The 16,683-nt window shown below is 62.5% G+C and carries 13 protein-coding genes and 1 tRNA gene; 7 read left to right on the forward strand and 7 right to left on the reverse strand.

Annotated elements, in window-relative coordinates; translation table 11 throughout:
- Positions 1 to 57 precede the first annotated feature (57 nt).
- Positions 58 to 1,041, reverse strand: coding sequence for a LacI family DNA-binding transcriptional regulator (locus GR212_RS12725; protein WP_163986915.1), 984 nt, complete (start codon positions 1,039 to 1,041; stop codon positions 58 to 60).
- A gap of 264 nt (positions 1,042 to 1,305) precedes the next feature.
- Between GR212_RS12725 and GR212_RS12730 the strand changes: the two genes are divergently transcribed.
- Complete coding sequence (locus GR212_RS12730; RefSeq protein ID WP_163986916.1) at positions 1,306 to 2,226, forward strand: YncE family protein; 921 nt, start codon at positions 1,306 to 1,308, stop codon at positions 2,224 to 2,226.
- A gap of 35 nt (positions 2,227 to 2,261) precedes the next feature.
- Here the strand turns inward: GR212_RS12730 and GR212_RS12735 are convergent, their stop codons facing one another.
- Positions 2,262 to 2,717, reverse strand: coding sequence for a MarR family winged helix-turn-helix transcriptional regulator (locus GR212_RS12735; RefSeq protein ID WP_163986917.1), 456 nt, complete (start codon positions 2,715 to 2,717; stop codon positions 2,262 to 2,264).
- A gap of 74 nt (positions 2,718 to 2,791) precedes the next feature.
- Here GR212_RS12735 and GR212_RS12740 point away from each other — a divergent pair, with 74 nt between their 5' ends.
- Positions 2,792 to 3,952: an FAD-dependent oxidoreductase gene (locus tag GR212_RS12740; protein WP_163986918.1), complete on the forward strand. Its 1,161-nt coding sequence runs from the start codon at positions 2,792 to 2,794 to the stop codon at positions 3,950 to 3,952.
- Positions 3,953 to 4,036: 84 nt separating this feature from the next.
- Here the strand turns inward: GR212_RS12740 and GR212_RS12745 are convergent, their stop codons facing one another.
- The gene (locus GR212_RS12745; protein WP_163986919.1) at positions 4,037 to 5,623 is read right to left on the reverse strand and encodes an aldehyde dehydrogenase (NADP(+)); all 1,587 of its coding nucleotides are present in this window, start codon (positions 5,621 to 5,623) and stop codon (positions 4,037 to 4,039) included.
- Positions 5,624 to 5,846: 223 nt separating this feature from the next.
- Between GR212_RS12745 and GR212_RS12750 the strand changes: the two genes are divergently transcribed.
- On the forward strand, positions 5,847 to 7,346 hold the full coding sequence (locus GR212_RS12750; protein ID WP_163986920.1) for a mechanosensitive ion channel family protein: 1,500 nt from the start codon (positions 5,847 to 5,849) through the stop codon (positions 7,344 to 7,346).
- 8 nt (positions 7,347 to 7,354) lie between these two features.
- Here the strand turns inward: GR212_RS12750 and GR212_RS12755 are convergent, their stop codons facing one another.
- Positions 7,355 to 8,887, reverse strand: a complete 1,533-nt coding sequence (locus GR212_RS12755; RefSeq protein ID WP_163986921.1) for a S10 family peptidase — start codon at positions 8,885 to 8,887, stop codon at positions 7,355 to 7,357.
- A 215-nt stretch (positions 8,888 to 9,102) separates the two neighbouring features.
- Here GR212_RS12755 and GR212_RS12760 point away from each other — a divergent pair, with 215 nt between their 5' ends.
- On the forward strand, positions 9,103 to 9,834 hold the full coding sequence (locus GR212_RS12760; protein WP_163986922.1) for a dienelactone hydrolase family protein: 732 nt from the start codon (positions 9,103 to 9,105) through the stop codon (positions 9,832 to 9,834).
- Positions 9,835 to 9,916: 82 nt separating this feature from the next.
- On the opposite strand, the gene GR212_RS12765 is transcribed toward GR212_RS12760, so the two are convergent.
- Together GR212_RS12765 and GR212_RS12770 are read right to left on the reverse strand one after the other, a co-directional pair.
- The gene (locus tag GR212_RS12765) at positions 9,917 to 10,621 is read right to left on the reverse strand and encodes a cysteine hydrolase family protein (RefSeq protein ID WP_163986923.1); all 705 of its coding nucleotides are present in this window, start codon (positions 10,619 to 10,621) and stop codon (positions 9,917 to 9,919) included.
- A 116-nt stretch (positions 10,622 to 10,737) separates the two neighbouring features.
- A complete protein-coding gene (locus GR212_RS12770) occupies positions 10,738 to 11,220 on the reverse strand; it encodes a MarR family winged helix-turn-helix transcriptional regulator (protein WP_163986924.1) in 483 nt (160 codons plus the stop codon).
- Positions 11,221 to 11,245: 25 nt separating this feature from the next.
- Between GR212_RS12770 and GR212_RS12775 the strand changes: the two genes are divergently transcribed.
- The 3 genes from GR212_RS12775 (at position 11,246) to GR212_RS12785 (ending at position 15,958) form a co-directional block, all read left to right on the forward strand.
- Positions 11,246 to 12,160 carry a haloalkane dehalogenase gene (locus GR212_RS12775; RefSeq protein ID WP_281411023.1) on the forward strand — a complete coding sequence of 305 codons (915 nt, stop codon included), beginning with the start codon at positions 11,246 to 11,248 and terminating at the stop codon, positions 12,158 to 12,160.
- Positions 12,161 to 12,304: 144 nt separating this feature from the next.
- Positions 12,305 to 13,195, forward strand: coding sequence for an amino acid ABC transporter substrate-binding protein (locus tag GR212_RS12780; RefSeq protein WP_163986926.1), 891 nt, complete (start codon positions 12,305 to 12,307; stop codon positions 13,193 to 13,195).
- Positions 13,196 to 13,396: 201 nt separating this feature from the next.
- Positions 13,397 to 15,958, forward strand: a complete 2,562-nt coding sequence (locus GR212_RS12785; protein WP_163986927.1) for a GcvT family protein — start codon at positions 13,397 to 13,399, stop codon at positions 15,956 to 15,958.
- A 331-nt stretch (positions 15,959 to 16,289) separates the two neighbouring features.
- Here the strand turns inward: GR212_RS12785 and GR212_RS12790 are convergent.
- A tRNA-Met gene (locus GR212_RS12790) sits at positions 16,290 to 16,366 on the reverse strand.
- Between the last annotated feature and the right edge of the window lie 317 nt (positions 16,367 to 16,683).

Raw genomic sequence — 16,683 nt, forward strand, 5'->3', positions numbered from 1 at the left:
TTGAAAACATCGCGCCGCCTTCCTCGGGGAGGCGGCGTTTGCGTGTGCAGCGATGCGTCAGGACTGGATCGTGAGATTGCGCACCGTTCCGCCTGCACGCAGCCGGTAGGGCACGGTCAGGTGGCGCGGCGGCGCGGCATTTTCCGCCATGTCGAGCAGCAGCGAGGCCGCCGCCGCCCCCATGGTCCCATCCGGTATCTCGACCGTCGTCAGGGAAACCTCGGCCAGAAAGCCGAGCGAAATGCCGTCGAAGCCGGCGACCGAGATATCGCGCGGGATCGAAAGCCCCTGACGTCGGAGCGCCCCCATGACACCAAGCGCCAGAAGATCGTTGGAGGCGATGATCGCCGTCGGGCGCAGACGCGACACCGCATCCGAAAGATCGAGCTGCTCCAGGCTGCTGACGAAGGAAATCTCCAGCGCATCGAGAGGCGGCTGCCCCGCCGCTTCCATGGCCCTGACATAGCCGAGATAGCGTAGCTTCGCCCGATCCGATGCCGAGAAATGGCCTGATATGAACAGGATGCGGCTATGCCCCTTGTGCAGGAGATGATCGGCCAGATCCCGCCCCGCGCCGAAATTGTCGGTCGCGACGGCAGCGGTGAAGCGCGTGGTCGGCAGGTTGCCGAGCAGCACGGTCGGCGGCAGCGCGGAGGACAGGGCCAGGCTGCGTTCGGGGTCGCAGACGGTGAGGATGAGGCCGGTCGGCTGCTGCTGCAGCAGGGAAGCGACGGCATCGGCTTCCTGCGCCGGATCGTAGTTCGACTGCGCGATCAGCACGCTGTGACCGGCATGGAGCGCCCTGTTCTGGATGCTGGAGAGCGAAGCCGCAAAGACCGGATTGGTGATGCTGGGAATGAGCACGCCGATCGCCGGCCGCGCCTGGCCGTTGCGGCTGCCGGCCCGATAGCCGAGCTCCGCCGCCGCCCGGCGCACGCGCCGCACCATCTCGTCGCTCACCGGGCCGTTGCGGTTCAGCACCCGGCTGGCGGTCGCGACCGAGCAACCGGCACGAAAAGCGACCTGCTGGAGCGTCGACATGATATCAAGCACCTCCGGCTTCGGATTTCGGCCCAGGGCCGATATGTCCGCAAGGATTGACCCAAAGGGCCTGGCGCGGATTTATATCAAGCGGATGACAGTTATTTGACGATGCCTTGTTCCGTCCGAGACAACTGCGCTCTTGATCTTTGCTGCAACGCAACAGATCATCGTCATGATCCCAGGCGAATGATGCTGTCATCAACCGATGTCATGATGGCCGCGCTGTGATCCGCAGATCCGACCCTTTGAAAGGACGCTCTCATGTCTGAAGCAGAAGCACGGACGCCTGCCACCTCCGCCGACAAGACCGAAAGGCTGTTCTTCCTCGATATCAACGACGGACGAATTCTTTCCTCTGCCATCGACGGCACCGATCTCAAGCTCATCGTCCAGCGCTCGGGCCGCAGCCCGGACGGCATTCTCGTCGACAGCGAGAACGGCTGGATCTACTGGACGGAGATGGGCAACGACTACAACGCCCATGACGGCTCGATCGAGCGCATGGACCTCGACGGCGGCAATCATGTCACGCTGATCCCGCCGGGCAGCACGCTGGTCACGCCGAAGCAGATCCAGCTCGACCGCGACAACGGCAAGCTCTACTGGTGCGACCGCGAAGGCATGCGCGTCATGCGCGCCAATATCGACGGCAGCGATATCGAAACCCTGGTGCAGAACGGCGACAGTCCGTCAGACAGCGCCGATATCGAACGCTGGTGCGTCGGCATCGCCCTCGACCTGCCGCTCGGACAAATCTACTGGACCCAGAAGGGACCGCCGGATGCCGGCCTCGGCCGCATCCTTCGCGCCGGCATCGACATACCGGCGGGCGAAACCGCAACGAACCGCGGCGACATCGAAACATTGCTCGACAAGCTGCCTGAGCCGATCGATCTCGAACTGGATCTGGCCACCCGCACGATCTACTGGACCGACCGCGGCAATCTCCCGCGTGGCAACACCGTCAATCGCGCCCAGATGGACGATATCGCCGCAACCTCGGACGTCGTTCTCGAAGGCCTCGACGAAGGCATCGGCCTGTCGCTCGATCTGCCCAACAATCGCATGTTCTTCACCGATATCGGCGGCAATCTCTATTCCGCGAGCCTCGACGGTTCGAGCGAACGGGAACTCCTGCACCATGCCGGCTCGTTCACCGGCATCGTCTACGCCGAAATCTGAACGCTGAGATCGTGGGCGCGCGGACAAAAGCGCGCCTACGAGCCGTCCTCCTCGGCAACCATCCGGTCGAGATTCTGGTTCAGCCGGCGCATGAGTTGAACCAGCGTTTGAACTTCATCGGCACTGAAGCCCGCGAGAACCGCCTCGCGCCCCTCTTCCAGGGCCTGACGCGCGGTCGGAAGCCTGGCAATCGCCGCATCGGTCAGGGATATGAGGCTGCTGCGCCCATCCGCCGGATCGGGCGTGCGCCGGATCAGCCCGTCGCGCTCCATGCGCGCCAGCATCTGCGCCATCGACGGCTGCTCGATCTTCGCAAACTTCGCCAGATCCTTCTGTGACATCTGCGCCCCGTTCCGAAGCAGATACAGCACCGGCAGCTGGCCGATGCTGAAGCCAAGCGCCTTCACCCGCCGCTCACCGAGACGCGAAAAGGCGCGGGACGCCATGTTGATGAGCGGCGCCGGCGTATCGAACAAATCCCAATCCGTCATTTCCCCACCACTTGCATAGGTACCTATGTTGATTTATATAGGTACCTATGTACGAAATTGCGAGAACCCTGTCCATGAAATCCTATCCCCGCATCGCCATCATCGGCGCCGGCCCCGGCGGCCTGACGCTGGCCCGCATCCTTCATCAGGCGGGCATGCCGACCACAGTCTTCGAACGTGAAGAACACGCGCTTTCCCGGCCGCAGGGTGGCACGCTCGACCTGCACCTGGACTCTGGCCAGCTCGCGCTGCGCCGTGCCGGTCTCTACGAAGAATTCCGGACGATCGCCCGCTACGAGGACCAGGGAAGCCGGCTTTACGACAAGGACGGCACACTGCTCTTTGCCGACGACGATGCCGATGAATCCGAAAGGCCGGAAGTGGACCGCACCGCACTGCGGAATATCCTGCTGGCCTCCGTGCCGGAAGAAATCATCCGCTGGAACCACGGCCTGCGCGAGGTGCGTCCGCGCGACGACGGCACCTATGATCTGGTTTTCGACAGCGGAACGGTCGGTCCTTTCGATCTCGTCGTCGGCGCCGATGGCAGCTGGTCCAAGGTGAGACCCCTCGTATCGTCCTACCGCCCGCAATACACCGGCATCACCTTCATCGAATTCGGCATCGACGACGTCGATACCAGCCATCCCGCTCTCGCAGCGCTCGTCGGCCGTGGCAAGATCGGCGTCGAGGCGGAGGCAAGAGGCCTGATCGTCCAGCGCAACGGCAACGCCCATCTGCGCGGCTACGCCATCTTTCGCGTTCCCGCCGACTGGGCGGACAAGACCTTCGACTTCACGGTCCCGGCGAAGGCCCGCGCCCGGCTGGCGGCCGAATTCGAGGGCTGGGCGCCGACTATCGTCGCTCTCATCGAAGCTGGCAGCGACCATATCGTTTCGCGACCGATCCATGCGCTGCCGGTCGGACATCACTGGCGGAACCGCATCGGCATAACGCTGCTCGGCGATGCCGCGCATGTCATGTCGCCCTTCGGCGGCGAAGGCGTGAACGCGGCAATGCTGGACGCAGCCGAACTCGCCCGTCAGCTCCTCGAAAACGACGACTGGAGGCACGCCGTCAAGACCTATGAAGCCGAGATGTTCGAACGCGTCGTGGAACCGGCGGAACATGCCGCCGAGGCGGTCGCCACCGAGCTATCCCACCTTGGAGCGGAACTCTCGCTCCAGCACTACAAGGCCCACCTCGAAGCCCGCGGGCACGGGGGGGCGGCTTAGATTTAAAACCAGACAGGAAGCGGGCGAACACGGCCCGCTTCCAAAAACGCATATCCCTCTGTTCCGTGGGAATATCCGCTCGGCCTAATGACCCTTGCGCACGCCATCGAGGAGATGTGGCAGCGCGCTGACGCCGTCGTCGCGAAGCTCGGTCGGCAGCAGCCCTTCCGGGAGATCCTGATAGGAAACCGGCCGCAGAAAGCGGCGGATGGCAAGCGTGCCGACCGACGTCGTGCGGCTGTCCGACGTTGCCGGGAAAGGCCCGCCATGCACCATGGCGTGGGAGACTTCGACGCCGGTCGGCCAGCCGTTGGCGAGAATGCGCCCGGCCTTGCGCTCCAGCACCGGCACCAGCTTGGCGGCCGTGGCATGGTCACCCGCCTCGATCTGCAGGGTTGCCGTCAACTGGCCCTCGAGCTTCTCCGCAACCGCGATCATCTGGTCGATGTCCTTGCAGCGCACCAGAAGGCTCGCGGCGCCGAAAACCTCATGCCCCAGGCGCTCGTCGGCGAGGAACTGCTCCACATCCGTCTCGAAAAAGATGCCGGGACTGCGATTGACGCCTTCGGCCGGCGCGCCATGGGCGACGGTCTTGACGGCCTCATGTTCGGCCAGCGCCGCAACGCCCTTGTCGAATGCGGCGTGAATGCCCGGCGTCAGCATCGGAGCCGGAGCGCGGCCGGTCAGGGCATCGCCGGCAGCCTGGACGAAACGGTCGAGATCAGGGCTCTCGATGGCGAAGAGCAGGCCCGGATTGGTGCAGAATTGCCCTGCGCCAAGCGTCAGCGAGTCGATGAAGCCCGTGCCGATCGCCTCGGCGCGCGCGGCAAGCGCTGCCGGGAAGAGGAAAACGGGGTTGACGCTGCTCATCTCGGCATAGACCGGGATCGGCTCCGGCCGGGCTGCCGCAATGGCGCCAAGCGCCAGGCCGCCGCCACGCGAACCGGTGAAGCCGACCGCCTTGATGCGGGGATCGCGCACCAGCGCCGCACCGGTTTCGTTGGCGCCGGTCAGCAGCGAGAACGTTCCCTCCGGAAGATCGCAAGCGGCAACGGCGGCGCGGATGGCGCGGCCGACAAGCTCGCCCGTGCCCGGATGGGCAAGGTGACCCTTGACGACGACCGGGCAGCCGGCGGCAAGCGCCGACGCCGTGTCACCACCGGCAACCGAGAAGGCAAGCGGGAAGTTGCTGGCGCCGAAGACGGCGACCGGGCCAAGCGGGATCTGGCGCAGGCGCAGGTCCGGGCGTGGCAGCGGCTTGCGCTCCGGCAAGGCCGGATCGACCCGCAGGTCCAGCCACTCGCCGGAACGGACCACCTGCGCGAACAGCCGCAGCTGGCCGACCGTGCGGGCGCGCTCGCCCTGCAGGCGCGCCACCGGCAGGCCGGTCTCTTCCGTCGCCCGCTCGATCAGCGCGTCGCCGATCTCCATGATGTTGTCGGCAATCTTTTCGATGAACGCCGCACGCTGCTCCGGGCTGGTCGCACGATAGGCATCGAAAGCCTGCGCCGCCAGTTCGCAGGCCCTTGCCACATCGGCCTCGCCGGCAATCGCAAAGGCCGGTTCCAGATGTGCGCCGGTTGCCGGATTGATGGCACGCGCGGTTCTGTTGTCGCCGGTCGAATCCGTGCCGATCAGCAAATCGCCGTTAATCACAAAAGACTGTGTCATGGGTATTCCTTGATGATGTCGGAGCGCGAAGCTCCACGCCTCGAAAGCAGATAACAGGATGGGATGACAGATGTAAGATGATAATCGTCATCTAATTATCAAGGCGCGCCGGAGGGGTAGCGGTTCCGGCTGCGTTTCACCTTGTTTCGTCCCCATATGGCGTCCCGGCGTCTTTCGTGCCAATTTAGCGTCCATCCGAAAGACCGAGTGCGGCCAAACCCCTATGTCCATTGCACTTCTTGGTGATCCGATCGTCCAGTTCTGTATCCTGGTTGTCGTCGGCACATTCGTCAGCCGCATCATGCTGCGCCGTCAGCGCGCCGGTCGCCTGATCAGCCAGATCATATTCTTCGTCTCTCTGACGGTCCTGTTGCTCTATCACGGCATCGTCCCTTACGAGCCGAGTCCGCCTGAGAACTCGGTCGCGCTGCGCACCTTCACCGGTGTTGCCAAGATCATCTGGTGGGTCAACGGCGCCTGGGTGCTGATCGCCTTCGTGCGTCTCTTCCTGATCTTCGAACGCAAGCCGCGCGAAGGCCGGCTCATACAGGATCTGGTTGTCGGCATCATCTATCTCGGCGCCATTCTCTCCATCGTCGGTGACGTTTTCAGCGTCCCGATCGGCACGTTGATCGCCACATCGGGCGTCTTCGCCATCATTCTCGGTCTCGCCTTGCAAAGCACCCTGAGCGACGTCTTCTCCGGCATCGCGCTCAATCTCGGCCGCCCCTATTCCGTCGGCGACTGGATCGTGCTCGAAAACGATATCCAGGGCCGTGTCGTCGAAACCAACTGGCGCGCGACGCAATTGCTGAGCGGCACCAATGACCTGGTGGTCATTCCAAACAGCGTTCTCGCCAAGACGCGGCTCACCAACTACTCGTCGCCCGACGAGAGCCATGGCGTCACCGTCACAGTGAGAATTCAGCCGACAACGCAGCCAAGCATCGTCGCCGATGTCATGCAGAACGTACTGATCAGCTGCAATTTCATCCAGAAGACGCCCGAGCCCACGGTCGCGATCGACTCCATCGATGAACAGGCGATCGAGCTGCAGCTTTCTTTCCGCGTGCGCGATATGTCCCAGACGACGGCCGCCAAGAACGAGATCTACGATCTTCTCTACCGCCACGTCAAAGCAGCCGGCCTGAAATTCGCCGGGGCTCCCGGGGCAATCACGTTTCCGACGGACTACAAGAGCGACGCTACGGGCCGGCAGCAAAACCCCGGCACGCCATGGCGATTGCTCAACAACATCCCCCTCTTCTCGTCGCTCACCGAAGACGAAAAAGAGCATCTTGCAACGCATATGCAGCGGCGCACCTATCACAAGGATGCCGTCATCGCCGAGCAGGACGCGCGGCTGCGCTCACTCACGATCATGCGGTCAGGGGTCGTCAGCGTCACCCGCCGCGAGGGCCATCGCCAGATCGAACTGACGCGACTGGCCCCCGGCGATTACTTCGGCGAAAACGGCCTGCTGATGGGCAATGGCGAAGTGGGAACCGTCCGCGCCCTCACCTTCGTCGTCACCTATGAAATCGGCGAGGATTGCCTGTCACCGCTGTTGCATGACAGGCCAGCTCTTGCCGAAGAGCTGGGTGCGATCATGGCGAAACGCATCGAGGCGGAGCGGCATCTGTTTGCCAGCGCCGATATGCTGGTCAACGGCGCACCCGTCTCGACGCTGAGTTCGCGCATCAAGCACCTGTTCCAGCTGTAGCGAGGCAATCAGTTCGATTTTGTCGCCGGCGGGATCTGAACCTGCCCGCCGTAGAATACCCTGGCATCCGCCGTAAACTGCTCGCGCGAGGCCGGCCGCGTGTAGAACATGTGGCCGCCGCGATAGAGCTTCAGCGCCACGCGATCGGCGAAGGCCGACGGCATATGATCGAGCACATACTTGTTGACGCCGAAGGGAATGACGAGATCGCTATAGCCCTGCCCCACCATCAGCCGGAAGGATGGCGACAGCGACAGCAGCTCCTTGAGATCATCGCCGACACCGGCGCTCAGACGCGAGCCGCCATTGCGCCCGCCCCATTTCCACTCCCTGTTCACGGAAGTCGACAGCAGCGTGTAGGTCATGTCGGTGCGAAAACCCAGCTCGTCACGGACATAGCCCGAAAAGGCGCCGCCATAGGCACGGACGAACCCATCGAGAACCGGGTCGCCGCCATGCTCGGCCTCGGATTGCGGGTAAGGGTCGGGAGCAAGAAAGGCCGCATCGTAGGCGCTGGCTACATCGTTGCCTCCGCCATCGACATGCTTCTGATAGACGTTGCCAAGAAAGCCCTGGTTTCTGGCGACCACCGCCTCGGGAATGCCGGTCAGCTTCGCCACGCGACCATAGAAGGCGTTGGCGGCATCGCCCGAAGGCGGCGGCCCGGCGAGAACGGGCAGATATTCGTTCAAGGCGAAAGCCTCGGCGTCCTGAACGGCCCTCTCGTCAAAGGCATTCTTCCGTTCCAGTTCGGCAGCAGCCAGGGAGGGCAGTTCCAGAGCGGCGCCTAGCGCATCTCCGCTGCCGCCGAAAACCAGCCGGCCCTCCAGCAGGGGCGAGAGCATGACGATGCCCGAAATCAGAATACCCTGATCCTCGCGCAGGCTGTCGGCAACCTTCACGGAGCGGAAGCCGCCATAGCTTTCCCCGAGAATATATTTCGGCGACGCGGCCCGGCTGTTATGAGAAACGTAAAGAGCGATCGCCTTGGCCAGGCTTTCGGCATCGCCGCTCACGCTGTAGAAATCATTCTGGTCGTCCGGCTTGACGGTGCGGCTCCAGCCGGTGCCGATCGGATCGATCAATACGAGATCGGTAAATTCGAGCCAGCTTTGCGGATTGTCGACCAGCTTGGCATTGGCGCCATCGCGGCCATCGGGGCCGAAATCGACAATACGCGGCCCGACGAGCCCGAGGTTGAGGAAGGCCGAGGCGGCGCCTGGGCCACCATTGAACACAAAGGTCACTGGCCGGTTCGCATCCCGGTTCTTCGCGACATAGGCGGTATAGAAGATCGCGCCGCTACGCTGGCCGTCCTGACCGAAAAGATCGAGCGTTCCGGCCGTCGCCGTATAGGGCATGGCCTTGCCGTCCGCGTTCAGCACATGGTCGCTCACCGCATCGGGCGGCAGGAGCGAGAGCACGCCGCCTCCGCCACCGGCGGGTGCGCTGCGAGCCTGCTCGGGGGGAGCGGCAAATGCGGATCCGGACATCAGGGAAAAAGCCAGCACAAGGCCGGGAACCGTCTGGCGAAAAGACATGAAATCGTATCCTCCAAAGGTTCATCACGTAGACGATGTTGCCGGCGATACTATGTCACGAAGGATGCTCACCGAAACTCAAGAGATGTTGATCGCCGGATCATCGATTCTCGGCACTTTGGAGGAAGGCGCTCTTGAGGGCCTATGGGCCGTTTGCCAAAGTATCTCGCAACACTTGGCCACGAAACGAGAAAAAGATCGCAAGGGATACGACGATGAAACAGGATATCAAAATCAAGACGGCGGACGGCACAGCGAAAGCCGCCATTTTCCGCCCGGACAACGGCGCTTCCGCCGAGCAGGGCGTAATCCTCTACATGGATGCCATGGGGCCGCGCGCATCGCTTGACGGCATGGCGCAACGGCTGGCGGGCGCAGGCTATATCGTGCTGCTGCCCGATCTCTTCTATCGTTTCGGCGCCTATGGCCCCTTCGACGGCAATTCCTTCGGCAATCCGGCATCCCGTGAAGCGATCATGACGATGCTGCGCGGCACGACACAGGGCATGACCAGGGCCGACAGTGCCGCCTTCCTCGATACGCTGGTGGCGGCCGGCGCCAAGGGTGCGGTGGGCGTGGTCGGATATTGCATGGGCGGGGCCCGCGCATTGACCGCAGCCGCCGCCTATCCGGATCGCATCGCCGCTGCGGCGAGCTTTCACGGCGGCAATCTTGCCAGCGACGCGGAAGACAGCCCGCATCGGCTCGCCGCCGATATCAAGGCGCGCGTCTATGTCGGTGTCGCCGGCGTCGACAACAGCTTCCCGCCCGAGCAATCGGCTCGCCTGGCCGAAGCACTCCGCACCGGCGGCGTCGATCACATCGTCGAAAACTATGTCGGCATGGCGCATGGATGGACGGTGCCCGATCATGGCGTCTATGACGCAACCGGCGCGGAAAGACATTGGAAGCGGCTGCTGAACCTGTTCGACGAAGCCTTCGCCTAAACAATTTATGGGGGCATCCCGTTGACGCGCAGCTTCGGCGGGGTGCCTCCCCTTTATCGGCGGTAGAGCGATCCTCGGCCGATCAGAACTTGATCCTGTCGATGCTGGTGAGCGTCGTCTTCTGCGACACTCCCGGCGCGTTGACCATATGCCAGGCCACATATTGCTCGCCATAGGGCTCGGTGGAGGACATGCCGTCGACCGGCAGCACGATGTTCATGCCGTTGAGGGCCGCGTCGGTCGCGGTGTCGAGGACCGCGCCTTCCGAGGCCGTGCCTGTGACGATGACGGTCTTGATGCCCTTGTCGGAGAGAATGCTGCGCAGATTGGTGCCGATGAACTTGTCGGGGCCGGATTTGACGATCGGCTCGCTTGCCAAGGGCGCCAGCGCCGTTGCGATATCCTGCGGTTCGCCAACGCCGGCCAGGCTAAAGACCACAAGCATCTCCTTGGCGCGCGCCTGATCCAGCAGGGTTTTGACCTTGGGCACGGAGACAAGGCAGCGCGGCTTAGTGTTCTTGTTGCAAGGCCCCTTGGACGGATCCTGCGCGCCGTTGAAATCGAGGATCAGCAAAGCCGTCGTTTTCGGATCGATCGTAACGGATTTCAGCTCGGGCGGAGCCGGCGGCTTCACCTTATGCCACTCGTCGATGATCGTTTGCGCCGCCGCCGGCGAGGTCCAGGCAACGCTGAAGGTGGCACAAAGGACGGCCAGAGCCGCGCCGGCCGCAAGGCCCGCACGCCGCACCCTGCCATTTGTCTTTCTGATCGAGTTCCTCTCCTGCATCGACGTCCCCTTGGATTGACGGTGGTGCAAAAGAGATAGGTCACAAATCGCGACGAGGCACCGAAACTCTTCGTGATGCACCCATTGCCCGCGCGATTGCGAGCGGCATAGCGCCGCTAAGCGCCGGCCTCATCCGATGGCGCCTCGCCGCCGTGGTCGCCGCCGCGCAGCTTCCCGAGCAAGGTCTGCAGGGCCTGTTTGAGAGCCTCGATCTCTTCCGGACCGGCCATGTCGGACCAGCGCTGGTCGACCAGCCGCCCGGCAGCCATGGCGACCGGACGCACCCCCTTGCCGCGCTCGGTCAAGAACACCAGCCGCGCGCGCCGGTCGTTCGGGTCCGGCCGGCGTTCGACGTAACCAAGACGCTCCAGCTCTTCCACCGCCTGTGTCATCGTCTGCTTGCGGACATGCGCGAGCCGGGTGAGCTCGCTCACCTGGATTCCCTCGGGACGTACGAAAGTGAAGACGTTGGCATGCGGCGGGCGGATATCGCCGAAGCCCGCCGTCTCCAGCGCGGCATCGACATCCTGCGTCCAATGCTGGTGAACGAGCCGCAGCAGCAGGCCCAGTGACAAATGCGTGGGAAGAGGCTTTTCCATGAATGTAGACAGGTGCCTGACTATTATGATAGATAGACAGGTACCTTACCATCTCTCCTCAGGAAAGGATACCCGCATGCCTTCGCTCAAGGTGCTGGACTCGACACTCTTCTACGAGGATGCCGGAGCGGGAACGCCCTTCGTCTTCCTGCACGGCAATCCCACCTCGTCCCATCTCTGGCGGCATGTGTCGCCGGCCGTGACCACGCCGGGCCGCCGCCTTGCTCCCGATCTCATCGGCATGGGCCGCTCCGGCAAACCCGATATCGCCTACACATTTGACGATCATGCGCGCTATCTCGACGCCTGGTTCGACGCACTGGCGCTCGACGGCGTTATCTTGGTCGGTCACGACTGGGGCGGAGCACTCGGCTTAGACTGGGCCGCCCGCCATCCCGAGCGCGTGCGCGGCATCGCCTTCATGGAAACCATCGTAAGACCGATGAGCTGGACCGACCTCCCGAACGCGCGTCCTCGTTATGAAGCATTGCGCTCGCCGGGGATCGGCGAAACGAAGGTGCTGGACGAGAATTTCTTCATCGAACAGGCCCTGAGGGCCACTATTCTCAAGCGACTTGGCGAAGACGATCACGCCGTTTACGCCGCACCCTATCCAACACGCGAGAGCCGCAGGCCGCTGCTCGCCTGGCCGCGCTCCATGCCGATCGAGGGCGAGCCGGCCGAGGTGATCAGGCGGATTGACGCCTACGACACCTGGCTTGCCGAAAGCGCTGGCGTCCCCAAACTGCTGCTGACCTTCGAAGGCCCGGCGGATACGCTGCTGATCGGCGAGGCGATGACAGCCTGGTGCCGGGACAACATGGCCAGTCTCGAAATCAGGAATTGCGGGCCGGCCAGACACAACGCGCCGGAAGATCAGCCAGAGGCCATCGCCGCGGCGATTTCCGACTGGGCGGATCGCCACGCCTTGTCCAGCTAGCTGCCCGCTTTCGGGCAGGATGTTTGCGCCACTCCTGCTCGATTGCCAACCATCGAGGACAATCCGCCGTTGACAAAACCCCGACAGATCATAATCTGCGCCTAAGCCTTTGCGATCGCCCATTTTTCTTTCGGAGATCAGGATATGCTGGCGAGTTGCATGAGACGACTGGTTCTGGCGGGCATTGTTCTCGGCATATCCGCCTGTGCGGCGTCTGCCGCGCAGACGCTCGATCTCATCGCGCAAAGAGGCGCGATCCGTATCGGCTATGTCAGCGACGAAGCGCCTTTCTCCTTCAAGAAAAAGGATGGCAACCCGACGGGCTATGCCATCGACCTTTGCGGCAGGATTGCCGATGCCGTGGCAAGCAAGGTCGCCAATCTGAAGCGCGATTACGTCGAAACCACGCTCGCCGACGGTTTCGATGCGGTAAAGAGCGGTCAGATCGACCTTCTTTGCGGTGCGCTCACCATCAATCTCGGCCGGCGTCAGAATGTCGATTTCTCGCAGCCGATCTTCCTGACCGGTGCGAGTGCCCTGCTGCGCAAGGATTCGCCGGATTATCTGATGGTGCTCTTCCTTGACAAGATGCCGACGCAGGTCTCCGCCAGGCAAGCGCCGGCGACGAGCACGATCGGCGTTCGCGCCGATACGACGACGGGCGCGACGCTGCGGGACGCTCTGGGCCCGGATATACCGAGAACACGGATCGCCGATTTCGCCACGCATCAGGACGGGCTGAGCGCGCTCGAAAACCATAAGATCGACGCCTATTTCGCCGACCGCGCGCTGCTTTTCGATCTGGCCTCACATGCGCACAAGCCGTCTGCGCTCGTCATCGGCAACCGCCTCTTCACCCACGAGCCCTATGGCATCGCGCTCCGGAAGGACGATTCGGCTTTTCGACTGCTCGTCGACCAGACGCTGACCGAGACTTTCCAATCGGATGATTTCACCAAACTGCTCTCGACCTATTTTGGTGAAGAAGGCCCGATCTTGCGTCGCGAGATCATGATGCAGTCCATCCCACAATAATCTGGCGGAGACGGGCCTGAAAGCACGCCGTCGCCTTTGCGACATTCTCGGCCACGCTCATGACAGCGAAATCCTGCGCGTCCGGACGCCAAAGCGCCTGGTGACCGTCGTGCAAGCATCTTGAATATGTCGTAGACAGGCTCTGGTCGCCGCCGCGCACATCATAAAATCCGTTTTCAGTATCAATCAGGGTCGCACGCAATGGCAGTATTTCCTCAAAAGGCGAAGGTCGTCATCATCGGGCTCGGCGGTATCGTCGGCGCATCGATCGCTCATCATCTGATCGAGCGCGGCTGGGATGATATTGTCGGCATCGACAAGTCCGGCATCCCCACGGATATCGGCTCGACGGCGCACGCCTCCGACTTCTGCTACACCACAAGCCACGACTTCCTGTCCTGCTGGACGACGCTCTACTCTATCGATTTCTACGATAAGCTCGGTCACTACGCCCGCGTCGGCGGCCTCGAAGTCGCCCGCGTCGGCGATGACGACCGCATGGCCGAAATCAAGCGCAAGGTCACCTCGGGCAAGGCCTTCGGCACGAACGTCCGCCTGGTCGAGCCAGCCGAGATCAAGGAGAAATTCCCGCTGATCGAGGAAAGCATGGTGCAGGGCGGCATGTGGGACCCGGATGCCGGCCTCGTCATTCCGCGCTCGCAGACCGTTGCCGGCAAGCTGATCGACCAGGGCGAAAAGAGCGGCAAGCTGCAATCCTTCGCCAATACGCCGGCCCAGTCCCTCATCGTCAAGGATGGCCGCATCTCCGGCGTTGTCACCCATCGCGGCACGATCGAAGCCGAATATGTCATCGTCTGCGCCGGCCTCTGGGGCCGCCTGATCGCCGAAATGGTCGGAGAAGACCTGTCGGTCATGCCTGTCGACCACCCGCTGACCTTCTTCGGCCCCTACAATGAGTTTGCCGGAACCGGCAAGGAAATCGGCTTCCCGCTGATGCGCGACCAGGGCAACTCCGCCTATATGCGCGACACCGGCGACCCCAAGACCGCCGAAGGCGGTCAGATCGAATGGGGTTACTACGAAGAGAAGAACCCGCGCCTCTGCCATCCGCGCGATCTCCTCGAAAAGCACGAGGCACGCCTCTCGCCCTCGCAGCGCGATCTCGACATGGAACAGATCCTCGAGCCGCTGGAACGCGCCATGGAGCTGACGCCAATCCTTGGCGAACTCGGCTACAATGAAGGCCATTCCTTCAACGGCCTGCTGCAGGTCACGACCGATGGCGGCCCTTCCGTCGGCGAAAGCCAGAAGGTTCGCGGTCTTTGGTACTGCGTCGCCATTTGGGTGAAGGACGGCCCCGGCTTTGGCAAGCTCGTCGCCGACTGGATGACCGACGGCCGCACGCCGATCGACCATAACAGGATCGATTATTCCCGCTTCTACCCGCATATGCTGGAAGAGAAATTCATCGAAGGCCGCTGCACCGAGGCTGCCCAGAAGATCTACAATCCCGCCGTCCATCCGCGCGAACCCTATGCGACCGGCCGCAATGTCCGCCGCTCGCCCTTCTATGAGCGTGAAAAGGAGCTCGGCGGCTACTTCATGGAGCTCGGCGGCTGGGAGCGCGCCCATGGCTATGCCGCAAACGAGCATCTGCTGGAAAAATACGGCGACCGTATCCCCGTGCGCGCAAACGAATGGGACAACCGCCATTTCTGGCGCGTTTCCAATGCCGAGCACCTGGCACTGAGCGAGGATTGCGGCATCATCAATCTCTCGCATTTCGCCATGTATGACATCGAAGGCCCCGACCATGTCGAGCTGCTGGAATGGCTCTGCGCGGCAAAAATCGGCGGCGACGCCAATATCGGCAAGGGCATCTACACCCACTTCCTCGATGACGAGGGCATGGTGCGCGCCGATTTCACCGTGATCCGCATGGCTGACCGCTGCCGCCTGATCGACGGTGCCGACGCCGGCCCACGCGACTTCCACTACATGCGCCGCGTCGCCGAGGACAAGGGTTTCGACGTCACCATCACCGATGTCACCGAGCGCTATGTCACCATCGGCATCTGGGGACCGAATGCCCGCACCAACCTGCAGAAGGTGGTCGAGAATCCTGAAATTCTCTCACACGAGAATTTCCCTTTCGCCGCGATCAAGCAGATCCGCATTGCCGGCAAGAACGTCACGGCATTCCGCATCTCCTATGTCGGCGAACAGGGCTGGGAACTGCACATGGCCTATGGCGACGCCTTGGCCGTCTGGGACGCGCTGCGCTCGACGGGCGCCATTGCCGTTGGCGTCGAGACCTATGCCAACAGCCGCCGCATGGAAAAGAGCCTGCGCCTGCAGAATGCCGACCTGCTGACGGAATATAATCTTCTCGAAGCCGATCTCGCCCGCCCGAAGGTCAAGGAGGCGGATTTCCGTGGCAAGGCCAAGCACCTCGAGTATCGCGCCCGCGAGCACCAGCCCGCCATGCTTTGCACGCTCGTCGTCACCGATAATACCGACTCCAACGGCGTCGCCCGCTACCCCGTCGGCATCCTGCCGGTCATGGACCCGGAAACCGGCGAAACCCTCGTCGATGACCACGGCCGCCGCTCTTTCACCACCTCGATCGCCTACGGCCCGACCATCGGCAAGAACATCGCGCTGGCGTACCTCCCCTGGTCCTATGCCCAGGAGGGTCGCAAGCTGAAGGTCGAATATTTCGGCGAGACCTACCCTGTGGAAGTGGCGGGCGTTGGCTACAAGCCGTTGTACGATGCGGAGAATCTGAAGCCGAGAAGCTGATTTAAGCGCTTGTAAACGACCAACGACATCCCCTGCCCGCTGGCATGCCAGCGGGCAGCTTCGCTTGGTGCTTATGCCCGGTCTGCGAGCGACATCGTCCAGTTCCAAAGGATTGCGGACACCCCGCCTCCATCGTGGCTCTTCATCAACCATGGCTTGAAGGCATACGCCTGGAAACATAAAAGCCGCCTCAGATGGCGGCTTTTCCAGTACAGATCATTGCTACGCCAGGCTGAGGTCTTGCCGGCAGGCTGAGCTTTAGGCGACAGGCTGGGATCGCGAGCGAGGCTTTGGCGCGAGTGCTATTGTATTGGTGGATTTTGGAAGTATTTGGTTGCGGGGGCAGGATTTGAACCTGCGGCCTTCAGGTTATGAGCCTGACGAGCTACCGGGCTGCTCCACCCCGCGTTACCAACGTAAACCCGAAGGGTTTATCGTCTCAGCGCAAATCGCCATGCGATTTGTCGCGTTACCAGCGTAAGCCGCGTTGCGGCTTATCGCGCCCGAGCAACCCCGAAGGGTTTGTCTCGCACTACCAACGTAAACCCGAAGGGTTTATCGTCTCAGCGTAAGCCGCGTTGCGGCTTATCGCGTTTTTCCTTGGCCTGTTATTTCAGGTGGACAAGGGAAGAACTGCTTGCTTTCGGAAGCGACAAAGGCCGCTTTGAGCGGCCTATTGTAACACGGCCGAGCCGTTATTCGATCAGAGAAGATTTATGCGAGGC

Source organism: Martinezella lusitana (assembly GCF_010668395.1).
GTDB classification, from domain to species: domain Bacteria; phylum Pseudomonadota; class Alphaproteobacteria; order Rhizobiales; family Rhizobiaceae; genus Rhizobium; species Rhizobium lusitanum_A.